Raw genomic sequence first — 17,926 nt, forward strand, 5'->3', positions numbered from 1 at the left:
GCCTCGATCTGGTGATCGTGGGCGTCAGCGCCGACGGACGGCGCATGGTGATCCGCCTCGAGGCGAGCGACGCGCCCGCACAGTTGCGCGTGTTCGATCGAGGCAGGCGGCGCACGCTTCAGCTCTTCCCCGAGCGGGACGATCTTGAAGGCATGCCGCTGAGGCCGATGCTGCCCGTAGCGATACAGTCGAGGGATGGTCTGACGCTGCCCGCTTATGTCACCCTTCCGGCGGGCCGCGCTCGCCGCTCGCCGCTGGTTGTCGTCGTCCATGGCGGGCCTTACGACCGAGACGCGTGGGGCTTTTCGCCCCTGCATCAATGGTTGGCGAGCCGCGGCTATGCCGTACTGAGCGTCAATTTCCGCGGCTCGACCGGCTTCGGCAAAGCCTTCACCAATGCAGCTGATCGAGAGTGGGGCGGCCGCATGCAGGATGACCTGGACGATGGCGTGGCTTGGGCGGTGAAGGAGGGCATTGCCGATCCTGACCGGGTCGGGCTTTTTGGAGCTAGCTATGGCGGCTACGCCGCCCTGATGGCTGCGGCGAGGAGCCCCGATCTCTACAACTGCTTCATCGATATCTGCGGCCCTTCGGACCTTCTGTCCTTCATCGCGCGAATACCGCCTTACTGGCACAGCTGGTTTGCCATGATCCTACGCCGGCTGGCGGACCCCGCGACCATGGAGGGACGAAAATGGCTCCAGGAACGCTCGCCGCTTGTTCATGTCGAGCAAATGATCCGTCCGATGTTGATTGCGCAAGGACTGCGCGACGTTCGCGTCAGTCCTGCCGAGTCAAGGAACGTCGCGCACGCCCTGCTGCGAAGGAACGTGCCGGTGACCTTGGTCACTTTTCCCGATGAAGGCCATTTCTTGGTAGGCCAGCGCAATCGTATCGCTTTGATGGCCGTCGCGGAACAATTCCTGGCGTGTCATCTCGGTGGCTCACACGAGCTGTTGGGTGATGATCTGCAAGGGTCCAGTCTCACGGTCGAGATCGGCGGCGAGTGGCTAAGGCCGCTTTCCTAAATGCGCAAAACAGCTCGAAGCGTCTGGAACAACAGATGGCGATGTTCAGCCGCCGATCGTGTCGAGCGAGCCGATGAGCGCAGCGTAGAGGACCGCTTCCTCAACGCCGTCAACGTCAAGCAGATCGTTCATCTCGTCGTCGACGAAACCACCCACAGGACACACGCCAAGGCGAAGGGCGGTCGCCGCGAGGCAGATATTCTGCATGACGTGACCAGCTTCCAAGAGCGAAAAACGATAGGCCCGCTCACCGTATTTGATTTTGGAGCGGCCGAATACCGCCGTCAGGACGAAGACGGCCGCAGCGTTGTCGACCGCCTCGGGAATGAACACGGCCTGCTTTATCGATGCTAGGCAGTCCGCTCTGCCAAGTTCGCACAGGGCATGCGAGCGCGGATCGTAGTGATAGAGACCGGCTGGCAACTGCTCCACACGAGCGACTACCACATAGAGTTCGAGTGGATAGAGCCCGCCGCCTGACGGCACGCAGCGTCTCTGTCCCTTGTCCGGCGTGCCCAGCGCGTAAAACGCCAGGTCCGATACACACTGGAGATCAATCTCCTCACCCGAGTAGCTGCGCCCCGATCGACGCGCCGTCATGATATCCCAGATGCTATCTGTCTCAGCCGTGCGTGGATCGGGCAATGCAATGCGGGGAGCATAGATGTATCGCTTGAATCCCGACGGGGCGACGAGAGCAGATTGCGGGCTCTGCGCAATCCGCGGCGCGGATCGGCTGATCCTGCTGTTCTCATGAAACAGCTCCGAGATGGAGAACAGGTTGCGTTCACCTAGAAGCCGGCCTCGGATTTTGGCTATGTCAGTCCCATGAGGGTCGGGCATGAGTGACCTTTGCGAGATCGATTAGGGGAAAGGATGTGGGTGGAGGTTGATCTGCTTGCTCGCACGATCGGCATATTCGGCGCTGGTGGCGCGAACACTGATCCTGTGCAGGCCGCTGCCAAAATAGAGCGGCTGCGCACCTGGAATGATCGCGCGGAATACATGCAGCCCGCACTCTCTGATATCCGGGGAGGTCACATCGACTACAACGACCTCCAGCCCGGCGCGCGCAATGCGTTCGACACAATGCGTAATCGAATCGAGTATGTCGGTGGGCCAGTCATGGTCTTGCGGTATCTCGGTTTCACACGAAGAGGAGAGGACGAATTCGAAGGCCTGGCGGTTTTCCGGCAAGAGGGGCCATAGGACGTGCTCCTCGATCTGCGCAATGTCCTCAAGCGAGGGGTTGGGCAGATGCGTCCCTTTATCGACAAGGCTGTTCACCCATAACAAGCATTGCGCCAGTTCGGTGAGCGCACCAACGGCCGCGCGACTGGCGACCAGATTAGCGCATGAGGAAAACGTCGCGCCGGGCTTTCCGGCCATGGGCACATCGGAGACGGCAATATAGGCGGGAATCGCAAGATCGGTCGTGACGTCGAGCAAGGTGACGTGACCTTCGATCGGTCCGAAGCGGGCAAGCGTCTCCCGCACCACCTTTGGGGTCCGCGATTCGATGACGGTCTTCGGCGGACGACGGCTTTGAAGCCACATGAGCATCGCGGCGTCGCGCTCCACCACCTCGCAGATGGCCGAAAGGATCGCTTCCTCCGCCGTGTTGCCGCAGGCCAAACCCGTCGTGATCTGTTGCACCACCGGCATTTCTCCGGCGCGACTTATGTACGGTTGATAGACCGCGAATGCCGGAACGAGGATCGGCTGTTTGCGTGTGAGCGAGAAGCCCATGACCCAGCCGATCGTGTCATCGGGCCGCAGGGCGCAATAGCCGAAACCGGCCCGTGCCAACTGGACCTCGTCATACAACGAGAGCGACCAGGGTGAAACCGCAGTAGCCGACACGGCGCTGATGGGGCGATAAATGATCTGATCGTAGGGAACATAAGCGGCGGAATACCGTTCGACCGCCTCGCCGATCGCCCCGACAAGCGCCTGGTCGCGCACAAGTGACGTGGAGCCGCTGATCGGGCTTTCCGAGGGAAATCCGAAACGACTGTAGTCGCTGGACAGCGCTCCGCAACCAAATATCCTTGGCGAGTCGGGGGCGCATGGCGCCTCGTGCAGGATCTTTATGACCCCTGTCTCATCGTCGACAAGCCTGAGCGCCTTGCGCAGGGTATCCTCGATCGGCGATGCCAAGTGGTGGTGAAGCTGCATTCGCAACTCTCCGGATGCTGCCGTGCTCAGCCGACTGACCGCGTTTCGGTGGGGATGATGTCCCATATCTTGGTTGGTCTGCGGTCCCTTAATCGTGAGCATGCCGGGCATCTCGGCAGCTTCAGCACCTCATGGACGCTCCGTTCCATCGTCGGAAGGTCGATATTGATGATGCGCCCCGCCGCTGCCGAAAGATGCTCGCCGGCAAGGACGCGTAACAAGTCCAAGGCGACGAAATTCCCCACGATACCCGCGAAAGGAAGAAGGGACGGCCAGATGTCGCGTCTGCCGTTCAGTTCTTTCCAATGACGGTAGAGTGCCTCGTGATCTTCCGGATGATCCGCGTTGGCCCGACTGCGGGCTTCGAAGCACGCGAAACACGCGGTCTGGTTTGGAATGACGAACGGGCCGATGATGGCGCGTTGTCGATCGATCCTGGCCGAAACCCAAGGCACGCCATGTTTGATACACACTTCGTTCGCTCGGTCGTAGCCGCTCATCGACATGGTGTCGCTCAAGACCGCAACGACGCTTGCAGCCGCGACCGTCTCTTCCCAGCCTGCTGCGTCGTCGATAGTCGTCGGTATCGTCACGATGCGGCATGCGTATTGCTTGCGCAACAACAGTTCGGTCTTCTCTGCTTCCGACGCTTTGGCCTCTTCGGGGCCGCCCGATCGGGTCGAAAGCGTGGCGCCCTCGACAAGAACGAGCGTCCCGACGCCGGAGGCTGCGAGCATGGTGGCAACGATTTTGCCGACATCCCCAAGTCCCGTAACCACCACGGTCGATTGCGCCAGTCGTGTTGCCGCCTGACTGGCGCTCGCGCCGTATAGAGACCAGTACGCGCAGTCCTTGCTCGACAGCATGACCGCGTCATCTTCTCGTCCGTGCTGTGCCGCCTTGCCCAAGAAACCCTTCTGTTGGATCAGTGTCAGGAAGTCTTCGATCTCCGGCCGCAATGTCTCGTCGAATTTGGCCGCCAGGTCCTCAATCCCATGCCTTCCGTCGAGCAGCGGAAGAAGCAACGGAAGGACGACCGCAACGAAATCACCCGAGAGCATCACACTTCCCGTGAACGAGCGCAGGAGGACTTTTCCTTCCTCAACGGGAACGATGTCCACGCCATACTGTAGGCGGGGAAAGGACGGAATGGACAAAGGCTTGTTCATAGGTCACCGTGAACTGGACGGTCTTTTTTGAGCAAACTCTGACGCGCCGCTCGCGGACGGAAAGGGTGTCGAGTGACCGCCGCGGCGATCGCGGGAGGGCTCGTTGGGGTTGGAATGGAAGGCATCCCGGTCGAAGGGATGCCTTCACACGCCCGACGCACCCTATCTTGCGATCGTTTCGAGCAGTGCGCTCTTGGAGGAACTGGAGCAGTTTCCGATGATGTTGCAGCCGGAATCTGCGGCGCGTTCGCCTGCCCGTTGCAACTCGCGATAAACTTGAACCGCAATCAGATCGCCAGCGATTTCGGCGACCTGCTCCCGCTGTTCGACGCTCAGTTTCAGACTTGCAAGGCTCAATCTGTCAGCCATATTACGTCTCCCAAGTTACGAGATAAGTTTTGGCGTTAATCCAATGTTTCGTGCGAAGCCTCCCTTGGTTGTTGAGCGCGAAAGTAACGTCAGCCTCCCGGTTTTCGGCCACCCGGTTTCGACCCCGCGCGCTGAGCAGCGACGGCGGACAGTCGGCTTGGCGGTTCTCTTTTCCCGGGTGTCGCCGGTTTTCGATCGTCAAGATTCTCGCGCACGATCAGCGCGACCTCCTCATCAATGATTTGCGTCAGGACATCGACGAGCTTGTCGCCGCCAGGGCGACCAATCTCGATGGTCGAAAGGCTCTCCTCGACCAGTGCGCGTGTGCCGCTCATCCAATTGTCCTCCATCACAGCATGTCCTTGGAAGATGACGAACAATTGCCGATGATGTCGCAGCTTCCGTTGGAGCAGTTGCCGATAATCGAGCATCCCGCCACTTTCGCCAGATCGTTGCGGATTTGCAGCTCGCGGTAGACGTGGATTGCGATCAGATCGCTGGTGACCTCGGCCACTTTCTCGCGGTCCGTTGCCGATAGGCCCAGTTGTGACAGCATTCCAGGTGATCGTGTATCCGACATCGTTCCCTCCTCGGATAGTGACCGTACTGCACTAGATGTGCAGCACCGATTGCGCCCCGAATTCCTTCAAGCCTGCCAGTCTTGAATTGTCGGCCGGCCGCTCGCTTTCGGGAAGCGCGGCCAGATCGCTCACCAGCAGCTCCGCCCACTCGGCCGCCTTCTCGGCGTACTTCGGCGAAGACAGCATGAAATGGCATAGATGACACTGATCGCTGAAACGTTCCGGAATCTCGTTGTCAACGTCTTGCTGACGCAGGAAAGGCAGGAAAAACCCCGGCCCGACGGATTCCAGGACAGCGAGAAGCTTGTTCTGGTCCGATGCCTTCACGATCTCGCCAAGCGTGGAGCGATGCCCGCTTCCCATCCGCAGCGGCTCGGTAAAGCCCCCGGGTGAACAGCACGGATAGACATCGCCGGAAAGGTCGACTGCAAGCTTTTTGAAATGCTCCCGGCAGTTGCCTAATGGCCAAGTGAAATCCGCAGGAAATTCTTGTTGTTCCACCCTCGTCAAGGCGCGGCCAGCCGGCAAGCAGGGCATGACGACAAACCGCACCCTGTCTCCCAACTCATTGAATGCGCCACGGACGTCGTCAATCTCCGTAGTAGACGTTGAGACGATGTTCACGGTTACCTTCAGTCCGACACTCAGTGCTGTCTTTGCCGCGCCGAGAATCCTGCTCAGCGACAGGAATTCCTGATGGAACGGGCTGGTGCTGATGTTGACGGCGCCGAGCCCTGCATCCCTTAGCTCATCCAATTGCCCGCCCGCTCCTGGCGAGCCGCCCCAAAACCCGTTAGTGGTTACGGAGGACGTAAATCCGCAGGTGCGGGCGTAGGAGAAGATCTCTTTTAAGAGCTTAAGGTAGAGAAACGGCTCACCGCCGCTTACTCCGATTTCTCTGATCGACGGAATCTCCGCGGCTTCGTCGATCAACCGGGAGATCCGCTCGAACGATGCCGATTCCGAATTGGCGGGATGAGAATCGTTACAGCAGTGCCTGCACTTAATGTTGCACTTGGAGGTCAACAATAGCCCCAGGACTTCGGGGCACGCATGTGCGTGGCCGATGGTCATACGACTGGCTCCAACGGCAGGCGTGCCGTCAAGTTTCTATAACGATTTCGAAGGCGCATATGGCGTTGTATAATAACAACGTCAGTAATGAAAAATATGCCAAATTAAGGTACATGAACAGATTCGGATCAGCAATATTAGATAAATCTTGCCTAACGGTATGGTTTCGGAATCGTTAACTCTGAGATACGTTCAGAGCGACCGGTGGGTGAACGCTGAGACATGCAGTTAAGCGTCTGATCGGCTACCGAGAACGAGCAAGGCGCGCCATGTCCGCACGTCGGCCCCCTTGTAGTCCAACGGTCGGTTAGGCACAGTGGACGTTGCCTATCAGGCGCGTCCTGGCTGCCGCATAGGGCAGGCCGCGTGAACCGCTTCGATTTGGCTCACCGCACCCTGACACCTGCGCAGCCGCTGCTATGATTGATAGTTCACAGCGGCTAAGGACGCCATGTACTGCAACGAACGCGGCTGCTAGTTAATCCCGCCTATCAAAGATGGGCAGCAGATCGCCTAGCCAAGATATTTCGCACGTTCGAGACCTGAGATTGGCCATTACGTGCCGTGCGAACACCGCGGCTGTTCAAGGCGATGGATAGGCCGCGCAGGTTTGTAAATGCCGGACTGCTGGATGGAGGCGATGATCGGCAGCATGGCCTGGGCAAATCTGTAGCTTCCCTAATTGAGATTTTCCGGCCCTTGGCATCGGCTTCGCGGTGTTGGTCGGATCACCAAGTTTGCTACCCGTGTTCCTGCGCGAGGCGAGGGCGGCCTTCGTCCGTTCTGAGATCAGTCGCCGCTCCTTCCCGGCAAGTGCTGCGTACACTGCAGCATGAATCGGCATCAGCGCCGAGGTCGGCGACGATGAACGGACCCGCTGAACCATCAGCCCCGCAGTGAAGGCTACGTCACGCGACAGTCGATCGAGCTTGGCAACCATCATCGCGCATTTGATTGTCGGGCCAGGCGAGGCGGCTGCCATTGCGGCCGGCGATCCAACGTATCCGAGCCCATGTCAGTTTCGGCTTCGGCGAACTCTTGGACTATGCCAATGCCCTTGGCGTCAGCAAAGCGGGCGTTGCGCCTCAATGCCAAGGCCTGATCGACCCTGCCTTCGTATTGAGAGACTGGGAGGCGACGGCGTTCATGATACAAACCCTTGGTTTGCCATCGCAACCACCGTTTGCAGTGTGGTCGCCGCCCCACGCCGCGCAACGTACAGATCTGCGACTGCGGCGGTGAAACTTCGCCGACCCCTCCAGCATTACTGCGTGTCGGTTCAACACAAGGGGCATCATGATCTATATCGGGACGAGCAAGCTTCTTCTCGTTCTGGCGGCTACCGTGCCGGTCGCGGCTGCGGCAATCGCCGGCAATCTCGCTACCATTCCCAATGTACCGACATGGTACGCGCACCAGACCAAACCCTCTTTCATCCCACCGAATTGGATATTTGCCCCGGTGTGGACGACGCTGTACCTGATGATGGCCTATGCCTTCTATCGCGTGCTGAATGCCAATGTCGACTGGATCAGCTTTGCGGTGGCGATCTTTCTCATTCAGATCGCGCTGAACGCGGCCTGGTAGTGGGTGTTCTTTTCGTTCCACAGCCCGCGAGGTGGACTGGTCGTGATCGTGCTCCTTTGGCTTGCAGTCGTTCTGACAATCGTGGCGTTCTGGCAGATCGATCCCACGACCTCGATGCTGCTCTGGCCTTACCTGTTGTGGGTCAGCTTCGCGGCAGCATTGAACTGGGAAATCGACCGGCTCAACTGACGCTATTTTGGAATGTGCGACGGCCTTGCACTGAGGAGGCTTGGGGTGGATTCAGGCCCTAGTCGGTACGTGTCTCGGCCTGAAGAAAGCGGATCAGGGCTGCTCGATCCTCGGCATTGCTGATCGTCTGTTCAGGCATCTTGGTACCGGGGGTGTAGGCGTTCGGACCCAACTCGAACAGCGCCGACACTGTTTCCGGTGTCCAGACGATGTCCATTTTTCGGAAAGCGGGCGAATAGTGGTAACCCGGCACGGATGCTATTTTGCGCCCGAAAATGCCATGCAGCGTGGGCCCGGCTCGATGGCCGTCCTTCGGGTCGAGAGTATGGCAAGCTACGCAGGCGCGAAATACTTCCGCGTCCGGATTACCCGCGTATCTGGCCATCGGATCGGCCCTGCCGGCCGTAGCGGCTCCAAGGCGCTCGCCCGTCGCAATGTTCCATTCCCGCACCAGATGGTCGGCGCCGCCAGCCAGAAGCGTCTTGCCGCCAGCCGCGAACGCGAGCGACCATACCGCCACGCCGGATGTGTCGAGAGTGCGGATGGTGGAGAGGCTCATAGCGTCCAGCAACAGGATTCCATCACCGATGCCGGCGACTGCGAGATAGTTCGGGTCTGGCGTGGCGGCGAGCGCAATCACCGGTTTGCGTAAGGCCTGAACTTCCAACTGCACTTTGCCGCGCCGATCGAGCAACCGTACCCGCCCGTCCGCACCTCCGACGAACAGCCGGTCGCCGGGCGCTCTTATAAGCGTGTTGAGCGGCGTCGGCATGATCGCCCGAACCGGCGCCGCTCCAGCCTGGCTCGGCCAAAAGATGACTGTGGCGTCATAGCCGGCGCTGACGAGGGTTGCGTCCGCCAGGAAGGCGAGTGCATTGACGTTTGCGCCATGGCCTTCCAGGACGCGCGCTTTCCCACCAGCAAGGGGCCAGAGCCGGACGGTGGTGTCCCAGGACGCCGAAGCCAGCATCGATCCGTCGGGTGACAGTTCGAGGTCGGCGACAGGTCCGGTGTGACCCTGCAGAATGAGGGCCGGCTCGCCTCGACCGGTTTGCCAGATCGCGATGCGACCGTCCGCACCCGCACTGGCAAAGCGCCCGTTCGGCAGTGCGGCCACGGCACTTACCTCACCTTCATGAAAGAGCAGCACGTCGCGCGCTTCGCCGGTCTCCAGCGACCAGATGATCGCCTTGGTGTCAAAACTGCCGGTTGCCACCGTCTTTCCGTCCGGCGCCACGGAAATCGCCCGCACGGGACCGCCATGCCCGCGCAGTTCCGCGCCATGTGTCGTCCCGCCGGCGAGGAAAACAGCGGCGAGCAAATGCATTGCGAGCGTCTTATGCATTGCGCATCATACGTTTCCGTGTTCCGCTGGCCGGCAGCGCCTTCGCCGGAGAGCAGCATGCGATCGCAATCCGACCAGCCGCACCGTCCCAGCTATTAGAGGCAATCATATGACCCAAAACATGGAAACCGATCCCTTCAACGTGTCGATGCGCAAGTTCCTGAAGCAGGTCGGCGTAACCTCGCAGCAGGCAATCGAAAAGGCCGTGGCGGATGGGGGGCTGAAAGGGCAGGGGCGTCTGACTGTGAGGGCCGTGATTACGGCTGAACGCGCCGGTTTGCACCACGTCGTCGAAGGCGAAATCGACCTCGGCTGAATAGGATCAGCGGCGCGTCCGGCGCCCCATTGACATCCCACCTCAATTGAAGAAACGGACCTGCCCGGCCGGGCTCGTGTCATACCCCGTGAGTTCTGCGGCGCGCCGGGCGAAGCTGTCCTGAGCCATGAGGCGGATCAGCGCCTGGATCGAAGGCTGAAAATAGGTTCGCTGCCGCATCAGCAGATCGAAATTCTCCCACGCCAATGATACGAACTCCAGGCCGGCGGCGCGCGCGGCGGCGCGTGTGGCGATTCCGCAATCGGCCCTCCCGGTCCGGATCGCGGCTGCGAGATCAGGCCCTGTCAGGCATGGCGGCGCGAGCCGGTTCAAACGCTTCCGGCTGGCGCGGGCGACCAGGACATCCAGCAGCATTTGGGCTCCGGCCCCGGTCTGACGCACCGCCATTTTGGCGCCGCTTTCAAGGACATCGGCCAGGCTGTTGAGTGATCGGGGGTTGCCCGGCGGCAGCAGCAGCCCCTGTTCGCGCCGCGTGAAACCGATCAGCACCGCATCGTGCAGCCGCGGCATTGCGCGCGCGGCCTCCACATTGGGGTCGGCTGCATCATTGTGGTAATGTATCGCGGCAGCGGCGACTTCGCCACGCAAAAGACGCGCAACGCCGGCTCCCGTCCCCTCGGTCAGCGAGGCGAGGCCGGAGCCTGCCTGGCGAAGGCTCCATTCAAGCAGATCGTCCTGGCTGCCGCCGACTATGGGCGGCGGCTCGGGCGGAATCAGTCCCTCAGGATGCGACAATCCCGAGAGAACCCACCGGTCGAGTTCGTTACGCGGAAACAGCCACTTGCCCGTCACTTTGCTGCACGGGATCCTGTTTTTGGCGACCAGTTCGTAAAGCTTGCGTTCGCCCAGGCGCAAATAGTCTGAGGCTTCCGGAATCGTCAGCAAATCCATCCTGCAATATTATGCATATTCCTGCGCAATTTCAATTGTTTGACGAATGCGGAAAGAATGCAGCAGAATACAGGACGACGCGGCCCAGGTGAACGGGAATGTCGGAAGGCCTAAGTGCATGGCAGCTTATCGCGAGCGGTGACGCGACGCTGATCTCGATAGTGCGTCTTTCGCTAACCATCACTCTGGCCGCCGTTGCAATTGCAGCCGTCGTGGGACTGCCGCTCGGGGCGTTGCTGGCTCTGACGCGTTTTCCGGGACGTTCCGCGCTCGTGGTGCTTGTTAACGGCTTCATGGGCCTGCCGCCAGTTGTCGTCGGCCTGACCGTTTACCTGCTGTTATCCCGATCAGGGCCACTCGGCGAGTTCGGCCTGCTGTTCACATCGGCCGCCATGGTCATCGCGCAGGCGCTTCTCGTCCTGCCGATCATCGCAGCTCTGACGCGCCAGACCATCGAGGATTTGTGGCGCGAATATCGCGACGAACTGACAGCGATGGGCGTCGGCCCGACAGCCAGGGTGGTAACGCTCTTGTGGGACAGCCGTTTCAGCCTCATCACCGCAATGCTCGCCGGCTTCGGGCGGGCGGCCGCCGAAGTCGGCACAGTAATGATCGTCGGCGGCAACATAGAAGGCTTTACCCGAACCATGACGACCACGATCGCGCTCGAAACCTCAAAGGGAGACCTGCCGCTCGCGATGGGGCTCGGCATCATCCTGATCGGCCTCATTCTTGCCATCAATGCCGCTGCCTGGGGCCTGCGAACGTGGTCGGAGCAACGGCTGGCTTGATGATGCGTGCATCGCTTACCGACCTTCCTCTCATTCTGGACCGCGTCTCGCTCAGCGCAGGCGCCACGACTATGCTTGACCGCGTGAACCTGGCGATTACTCCCGGCGCGCCGACACTCGTGCTCGGTCCCAATGGGGCGGGCAAGACGTCACTGCTTCGGGTTTGCATGGGACTTGCCGCGCCTTCCGCAGGAACTGTGAGCTGGGGTGGGCGCACCGATCGCGGGCTAGGGCGCCGGGCAATGCTGCTCCAGAAACCGGTGATGCTGCGCCGCTCCGTCGCAGCCAACGTCGCCTACGGACTGGCGCAAGCTGGTTGTCGGCGCCATCGTCGCGCGGCACGCACCGAGGAACTTCTGGATCGTGTGGGCCTTCTGGGCCTGGCGGCGCGACCTGCGCGGCGCTTATCCAGCGGCGAGCAACAGCGCGTGGCGCTTGCCCGCGCACTGGCGCGCGAGCCCGAGATCCTGCTGCTCGATGAGCCCACCGCCAGTCTTGATCCCGCTGCTACGCGCCATGTCGAGGAGATCATCCTCATGGCCTCGCAATCGGGCACCAAGATCGTCATGGCTTCACACGATCTCGGGCAGGTGCGCCGGGTCGCGGCAGATGTCGTCTTCCTCGTTTGCGGCCGACTATGCGAGCACGCCAGCGTCGATGATTTTTTCGATCGCCCATCATCAGCAGAAGCTGCCGCCTTTATTCAAGGAGAGCTCGTCCTTTGACTGCGGAGACGGAGCTTCCAGTGTTCAACCATCGACTGTTTGCCGCAATTGCGATCATTTTGACTGCCCTCGGCTCCAGCGGCGCATTGGCCGGCGCGCAGGAGCGGTCGATCGTCGTGGCCTCGACGACCTCGACTCGGGACTCCGGCCTTTTCGATCACATACTGCCTTTGTTCGCCACAAAGACCGGTATCGATGTGAGGGTGGTCGCGCAGGGAACCGGCCAGGCCCTCGACGCCGGCCGCCGGGGAGACGCAGACGTGGTCTTGGTCCATGCCAGGGAGCAGGAGGAGAAATTCGTCCGGCAAGGTTTTGGCGTGAGACGCTTCGATGTGATGTACAATGATTTCGTCCTGATCGGGCCCAGAGGCGACCCGGCCGGCATCAAGGGTTCGCCGGATGTCGCTGCCGCCTTGACATCGATCCAGAGCAAGAAAGCTGTTTTCGTTTCCCGCGGTGACAAATCTGGAACCCACTTTGCAGAACTCGGACTCTGGAAGGCGGCAGGTGTCAATGTCGCGGCGATGAAGGAGCCCTGGTACAAGGAAATTGGGCAGGGCATGGGCGCTGCGCTCAACACAGCCAGCGCCATGAATGCCTATGTGCTTTCCGATCGCGCCACATGGCTGGCGTTCAAGAACCGCGGCGAACTGGAGATCCTGGTCGAAGGCGACGAAAGGCTGTTCAACCAGTACGGCGTCATGCTGGTGAATCCCGCGAGGCACGCGAGCGTCAAAGCTGAACCCGGCCAACGCTTCATAGATTGGCTGATCTCGCCTGAAGGACAGCAGGCGATTGCCGAATACCAAATTGACGGCCAGCAACTCTTTTTCTCGAACGCCGAGCAGCAGCGCTTCTGAAGTCGGTTGCAAAGCGGTTCGCACCTGCCCCATCATCGGATATAATGAGAATGCAGCCTTCCCTCGGCGCGCTGACCGGTCTCGAAGCGGCTCTCGCCGCACTCCTCGACGGGGTGGTACCGGTTGCGCCCACTCTTTTGCCGCTTTACCAGACGCTTGGAAAGATTGGGGCCGCTATGCCGCCCCTGGTACACGCGCAGCCCACCCACGACACGGCAAAGACAGATGGCTGGGCGTGTCGCGCGCTCGATCTTGCCGGTGCGTCGGCCTATTCGCCGCTGCCGCTGATGGCAATTCCGGTCTGGGTAGAGGCAGGCGTCGCCATGCCGGAGGGATGCGATTGCGTTCTCGATGCCGATCTCATCGATTGCAGCGGCCCGATGCCCCAGGCGCTCGGGGAAGCAGCGCCGGGCCAGGGCGTGCGACGCGCTGGCGAGGACATGGAGGCGGGCCGACCACTCATCATTGCAGGGCACAGGTTGTCGGCCGCGGACCTCCTCGCCCTGCGGAGTGTAGGGATTGGTGAAATTGCGGTGCGGGCACCGCAGTTGCGCCTGATCGATGTCGCCGCCCCGGCGAGCGATACTTTAACGGGGCATTTTATCGCCGACCTCGCAAGAGCCTCTGGCGCGACGGTGTTCGATATCGAAACGGTTACGCGCGACGCCAGATCCGTCGCCCAGGCCCTTGCGAGTGCAGCCGGCGATTTGATCATCCTGATTGGAGGTACTGGTGCGGGGCGCGCCGACGCAACAGCCGACGTGCTTGCCGCGCGTGGGGCGCTCATCGCCCACAACATAGCGCTGCAGCCCGGCCGAACCGCGGCGATCGGCCGGCTCGACGCGGTCCCGATAATTGCTCTGCCCGGAGCGCCCGATCAGGCCTTTGCCGCCTTTCTTGCGCTGGTTCAGCCGACCATCGATCGCCTGTCGGGCAGGAGCGCCCGGCAACAGACGGTCCTGGCACTGGAGCGAAAAATCTCCTCCACGGTCGGGCTGGCCGAGATCGTCCTCCTGAAGCAGGAACAAGACAGATGGGCCCCACTTGCGATAGGAGATTTTTCCCTGGACGCGATCCGCATGGCGGATGCATGGCTTGCTATTCCAGGCGGCAGTGAGGGGTGTGCTGCGGGAACAGCTGTCGGCGCCTTTGTGTTCGATGATCCCAGATGAGTAAGTCATGACCAGATCCACCCGCCAAGATACCGGCCAGGAGCAGTTCCTGACGGTCCTGTCGCGCGACGAGGCGCTCGCCCGTTTCGAGGCGGCGCTATTCCCGCGAACGATCCCGACCGAAGAACTGACGCTTGCGGATGCGCTTGGGCTGGCGCTTGCCGATGATGTCATGGCTCCTATCGACGTGCCTCCCTTCGACCGTTCGAACGTCGATGGTTTTGCCGTGCGCGCCGCCGACATGGCCACCGCGTCGGAGGCCCTTCCTGCCAGGCTCCTGCTCAACCACGAAACTATCGCATGCGGTGTTGCCCCGCAAATACCTGTGCTCGCAGGCACCGCCACCTCCATCTCGACGGGCGGTCCCGTGCCGCGCGGCGCCGATGCCATCGTCATGGTGGAGCACACTCAACCCACCGAAGGTGATGCCATCGAGGTCAGGCGCGGAGCCTCGCCCGGCCAGTTCATCTCGAATGCCGGATCCGATATTGCCCGCGGTGAGGTTCTGCTGCGTGCCGGAACGGTGATCGGCTCGCGAGAAATCGGCATGCTTGCCGCCTGCGGAATTGCGCTGGTGACGGTGGCGCGCAAGCTGCGCGTGGCGGTTTTGTCGACTGGCGACGAACTTGTCCAACCGGGCGACGCCCTGCGACCCGCCGGCATTTACGACGCCAATGGGGCAATCGTCAGCGCCGCGATAACTGAAAATGGCGGCGAGGCGAGCTTTCTCGGCGCGTATCCGGATGACGAAGCCAAGCTGGAAGCCGCCATGCGCGAGGCGCTAGCGGCCCATGAGGTGCTGATACTGTCGGGCGGGACGTCCAAGGGCGCCGGTGATGTCAGCCACCGCATCGTGAACCGTCTCGGCGCGCCCGGCATCGTTGCCCATGGCGTGGCGCTGAAGCCGGGAAAGCCGCTCTGTCTCGCCGTTTGCGACGGCAAACCGGTCGTCGTGCTGCCGGGATTTCCGACTTCGGCCATGTTCACTTTGCACGACATGATCGTACCTTTGCTGCGCCGCATGGCGGGCCTGCCGCCTCGGACCGAAGCGAAGGTCACGGCAAAGGTTCCGCTGCGCATTCCATCCGAACTCGGCCGCACGGAGTTCGTGATGGTATCGCTGGTCGAGGGTGATGAGGGGCTGGTCGCCTATCCCACCGGCAAGGGCTCGGGGGCGATAACCTCCTTTGCCCAGGCGGATGGCTTCATCAGCATCGAAGCTTTAGCCGACAATATGCCTGCCGGAAGCGAGGCTTCGGTCACGCTGTTCACACCGCACGTCCGTGTTCCCGATCTCGTGGTGATCGGCAGCAACTGCACGGGCCTGGATCTCGTCGTGGGCATTCTGTTTCGCGCCGGCCTGACGGTGCGGTCTATCGCGGTCGGGAGCCTGGGCGGCCTGGCCGCGGCTAAACGGAGCGAGTGCGATATCGCGCCCATCCACCTCTTCGACGCCAAGACGCAAAGCTACAATGCGCCGTTCCTGAGCGACGGCCTCGAACTCGTGGAGGGATGGCGGCGCATGCAGGGCATCGTCTACCGTCCAAGCGACATCCGCTTCCAGGGGGCCGACGCAGACGAGGCGGTGCGTGCCGCGCTCGCCGATCCAAATTGCATGATGGTCAACCGCAACCAGGGCTCGGGTACACGCATCCTGATGGACCAACTGCTTGGTCCGGCGCGTCCCGACGGATATTGGAACCAGCCCCGCTCGCACAATGCCGTCGCGGCGGCCGTGGCGCAGAACCGAGCAGACTGGGGCGTCACCATTGCGCCGGTGGCGCAATCAGCCGGGCTCGGTTTCATTGCGCTGAAGGAAGAGCATTATGATTTCGCGCTGGTCTCTGCCCGCAAAGAGCGACCCGCGGTGCAGGCCTTCCTTACCGCGCTCACTTCGCCTGAATTCAACGAGCGGATCGAGCGCATGGGTTTTACCCGGCCTGGCTAAGGTGCCAGAGCCGTTCGGCCTCGGCAAAATCTTCGACCGTGTTGACATTGAAGAATGGATCCACCGGCTTGGCCGGCCAGGACGCGGTGGCAACCTGGTAGCGAGCCGTCCAGAGGTCGATCTTGCGAATGCCCTCTTCGACGAGTGCATCGCGTAACTCATCGCGCATCGCCACTTGCCAGAGTCCGATGACAGGATGCGTCCGGCGCGCTGACATCGCCACCGCCAGATCCGCACCTTTCGCCAAGCGCGCCCGATGCAGCCGTTCGACGAGGTCGCGCGGCAAAAAAGGACAGTCCGCCGCGACGCTGACGATCCATTCGACGTCGGGCCTGTTCTCCTCAGCCCAATCGAGGCCCGCAAGCACGCCAGCGAGCGGCCCCGGATAGTTCTCGACCGGGTCGGCGACGACTGGAAGGCGAAAGCGGTCAAAGCGGGCAGGGTCGCCATTGGCGTTCAGCAAGAGCCCGTCGCATTGCGGGCCGAGGCGATCGAGGACACGATCGAGGATCGTGAGTCCGTCGATCCGACGCATGGATTTGTCGCCACCGCCCATGCGCCGGGCGAGCCCCCCGGCGAGAACGACGCCCAGGGTGGGCACCTTCTTATTCGCCATCGGCGGCTCCCTTGCGTCTGTGACGAGGTGCTTCCTCGTCGACGGAAGCGAGGTCCTGGTCGAAGACAATCCGATCCTCGCCAGACAGCACGGCGAACCGCTTGCCGCGCGCCCGGCCGACGAGCGTCAAGCCTGCCTGACGCGCCAAATCGACGCCCCAAGCGGTGAAACCCGAGCGTGAGACGAGGATCGGAATGCCCATTCGAACCGTCTTGATCGTCATTTCCGACGTCAGCCTGCCCGTCGTATAAAGGATCTTGTCGGCCGGATCGATGCCGTGGCGATACATCCAGCCGGCGATTTTGTCGACGGCATTGTGGCGCCCGACATCCTCCATATAACAGACCGGCGTTCCTTCCTTGCAAAGCACGCAACCATGAATCGCGCCCGCTTCAAGATAGAGCGACGGCGTCGTGTTGATCGTGCGGGTCATTTGGTAAAGCCAGGAGGTGTGCAGTACGGCGACCGGCAGAGCGGTATTTTCGAGCGCCTCGAGAAGATCGCCGAAAGCCGTACCCTGCGCGCAGCCTGAAGTCTGCGTCCGTTTCTTGAGCTTCTGCTCGTAATTGGTGTTGCGCTCGGTACGAACGATCACGACCTGCAGGTCGTCGTCATACTCGACTTCGGTTACGACGTCGTCGAATTTGAGCATGTTCTGATTGAGCAGGTAGCCCAGCGCCAGATATTCGGGATAATCGCTGATCGTCATCATCGTGACGATCTCCTGCGCGTTCAGATAGAGCGTCAGCGGGCGTTCAACGGGGACGCGGACTTGAATAGCGGCGCCCGTATGATCGATGCCGCTGACCTGTTCGGTCAATCGGATGTCCTCCGGACTCGGCATGATGATGGCGGGGTCTGGTCGGCTTTTCATCTGCTGCATGGCGCTCTCTTGAAAATTGCAATCCTGCTCGCCGGGGTGGATGCATTACCTTCAGCTTGACGTCTACTATATACCCTGTTCAAACGCAGGCCGGTCGACAAAAGCGCCTATAAGCGCAGACTGGCTTGCCGGATGGCGCCGAGCTGCCGGTTCGGCCAGATCCACAGAGGCTGAAGGCTCGAT

The 17,926-nt window shown here is 61.4% G+C and carries 19 protein-coding genes and 1 pseudogene; 8 read left to right on the forward strand and 12 right to left on the reverse strand.

Annotation, left to right across the window (positions count from 1 at the left end; translation table 11 throughout):
• The coding region (locus tag EOA85_RS08185; RefSeq protein ID WP_164759544.1) for an alpha/beta fold hydrolase at nt 1–1,028 on the forward strand (1,028 nt) is incomplete at its 5' end.
• Between the two features lie 45 nt (nt 1,029–1,073).
• Here the strand turns inward: EOA85_RS08185 and EOA85_RS08190 are convergent.
• The 8 genes from EOA85_RS08190 to EOA85_RS08225 form a co-directional block, all read right to left on the reverse strand.
• A complete protein-coding gene (locus EOA85_RS08190) occupies nt 1,074–1,628 on the reverse strand; it encodes a SagB/ThcOx family dehydrogenase (protein WP_164759545.1) in 555 nt (184 codons plus the stop codon).
• A 264-nt stretch (nt 1,629–1,892) separates the two neighbouring features.
• Entirely contained in the window at nt 1,893–3,206 is a 1,314-nt protein-coding gene (locus EOA85_RS08195) for a YcaO-like family protein (RefSeq protein ID WP_164759546.1), read from the reverse strand.
• Nucleotides 3,207–3,232: 26 nt separating this feature from the next.
• A complete protein-coding gene (locus EOA85_RS08200; protein WP_127209028.1) occupies nt 3,233–4,375 on the reverse strand; it encodes a TOMM precursor leader peptide-binding protein in 1,143 nt (380 codons plus the stop codon).
• A gap of 162 nt (nt 4,376–4,537) precedes the next feature.
• Complete coding sequence (locus EOA85_RS08205; RefSeq protein WP_127209029.1) at nt 4,538–4,744, reverse strand: hypothetical protein; 207 nt, start codon at nt 4,742–4,744, stop codon at nt 4,538–4,540.
• 89 nt (nt 4,745–4,833) lie between these two features.
• Complete coding sequence (locus tag EOA85_RS08210) at nt 4,834–5,079, reverse strand: hypothetical protein (protein ID WP_127209030.1); 246 nt, start codon at nt 5,077–5,079, stop codon at nt 4,834–4,836.
• 14 nt (nt 5,080–5,093) lie between these two features.
• Nucleotides 5,094–5,300, reverse strand: a complete 207-nt coding sequence (locus EOA85_RS08215) for a hypothetical protein (RefSeq protein WP_206523261.1) — start codon at nt 5,298–5,300, stop codon at nt 5,094–5,096.
• Between the two features lie 55 nt (nt 5,301–5,355).
• Nucleotides 5,356–6,399, reverse strand: a complete 1,044-nt coding sequence (locus tag EOA85_RS08220; protein ID WP_127209032.1) for a radical SAM protein — start codon at nt 6,397–6,399, stop codon at nt 5,356–5,358.
• A gap of 583 nt (nt 6,400–6,982) precedes the next feature.
• A complete protein-coding gene (locus EOA85_RS08225; protein ID WP_127209033.1) occupies nt 6,983–7,381 on the reverse strand; it encodes a recombinase family protein in 399 nt (132 codons plus the stop codon).
• Nucleotides 7,382–7,695: 314 nt separating this feature from the next.
• Here EOA85_RS08225 and EOA85_RS08230 point away from each other — a divergent pair.
• Nucleotides 7,696–8,175: pseudogene (locus EOA85_RS08230) on the forward strand (TspO/MBR family protein).
• Between the two features lie 58 nt (nt 8,176–8,233).
• Here the strand turns inward: EOA85_RS08230 and EOA85_RS08235 are convergent.
• Nucleotides 8,234–9,520 (reverse strand): c-type cytochrome, encoded by a 1,287-nt coding sequence (locus tag EOA85_RS08235; protein ID WP_127209034.1) that lies wholly within the window; start codon nt 9,518–9,520, stop codon nt 8,234–8,236.
• A 109-nt stretch (nt 9,521–9,629) separates the two neighbouring features.
• Here EOA85_RS08235 and EOA85_RS08240 point away from each other — a divergent pair, with 109 nt between their 5' ends.
• Nucleotides 9,630–9,836, forward strand: a complete 207-nt coding sequence (locus tag EOA85_RS08240) for a DUF6494 family protein (protein WP_029350232.1) — start codon at nt 9,630–9,632, stop codon at nt 9,834–9,836.
• Nucleotides 9,837–9,878: 42 nt separating this feature from the next.
• Here EOA85_RS08240 and EOA85_RS08245 read toward each other — a convergent pair whose 3' ends face one another.
• Nucleotides 9,879–10,748 carry a helix-turn-helix transcriptional regulator gene (locus EOA85_RS08245; protein ID WP_127209035.1) on the reverse strand — a complete coding sequence of 290 codons (870 nt, stop codon included), beginning with the start codon at nt 10,746–10,748 and terminating at the stop codon, nt 9,879–9,881.
• A 98-nt stretch (nt 10,749–10,846) separates the two neighbouring features.
• Here EOA85_RS08245 and EOA85_RS08250 point away from each other — a divergent pair, with 98 nt between their 5' ends.
• Genes EOA85_RS08250 through EOA85_RS08270 form a run of 5 tightly spaced genes read left to right on the forward strand, consistent with a single transcriptional unit; the run spans nt 10,847 to nt 16,244 of the window.
• Nucleotides 10,847–11,539, forward strand: coding sequence for an ABC transporter permease (locus tag EOA85_RS08250; protein WP_127209036.1), 693 nt, complete (start codon nt 10,847–10,849; stop codon nt 11,537–11,539).
• Between the two features lie 2 nt (nt 11,540–11,541).
• The gene (locus EOA85_RS08255) at nt 11,542–12,264 is read left to right on the forward strand and encodes an ATP-binding cassette domain-containing protein (RefSeq protein ID WP_127209040.1); all 723 of its coding nucleotides are present in this window, start codon (nt 11,542–11,544) and stop codon (nt 12,262–12,264) included.
• A 35-nt stretch (nt 12,265–12,299) separates the two neighbouring features.
• Nucleotides 12,300–13,124 carry a substrate-binding domain-containing protein gene (locus EOA85_RS08260; RefSeq protein WP_245485640.1) on the forward strand — a complete coding sequence of 275 codons (825 nt, stop codon included), beginning with the start codon at nt 12,300–12,302 and terminating at the stop codon, nt 13,122–13,124.
• A gap of 50 nt (nt 13,125–13,174) precedes the next feature.
• A complete protein-coding gene (locus tag EOA85_RS08265; protein WP_245485639.1) occupies nt 13,175–14,296 on the forward strand; it encodes a molybdopterin-binding protein in 1,122 nt (373 codons plus the stop codon).
• Nucleotides 14,297–14,303: 7 nt separating this feature from the next.
• On the forward strand, nt 14,304–16,244 hold the full coding sequence (locus EOA85_RS08270; RefSeq protein WP_127209038.1) for a molybdopterin biosynthesis protein: 1,941 nt from the start codon (nt 14,304–14,306) through the stop codon (nt 16,242–16,244).
• Here the strand turns inward: EOA85_RS08270 and mobA are convergent.
• On the reverse strand, nt 16,228–16,860 hold the full coding sequence (mobA, locus tag EOA85_RS08275; protein ID WP_065010873.1) for a molybdenum cofactor guanylyltransferase MobA: 633 nt from the start codon (nt 16,858–16,860) through the stop codon (nt 16,228–16,230). The two genes, EOA85_RS08270 and mobA, sit on opposite strands and share 17 nt — an antisense overlap.
• The gene (gene fdhD / locus EOA85_RS08280) at nt 16,850–17,743 is read right to left on the reverse strand and encodes a formate dehydrogenase accessory sulfurtransferase FdhD (RefSeq protein ID WP_127209039.1); all 894 of its coding nucleotides are present in this window, start codon (nt 17,741–17,743) and stop codon (nt 16,850–16,852) included. Before fdhD ends, mobA begins: the two co-directional genes overlap by 11 nt.
• Between the last annotated feature and the right edge of the window lie 183 nt (nt 17,744–17,926).

The organism is Mesorhizobium sp. M5C.F.Ca.IN.020.29.1.1 (assembly GCF_003997375.1).
Classification (GTDB): Bacteria; Pseudomonadota; Alphaproteobacteria; order Rhizobiales; family Rhizobiaceae; genus Mesorhizobium; species Mesorhizobium wenxiniae.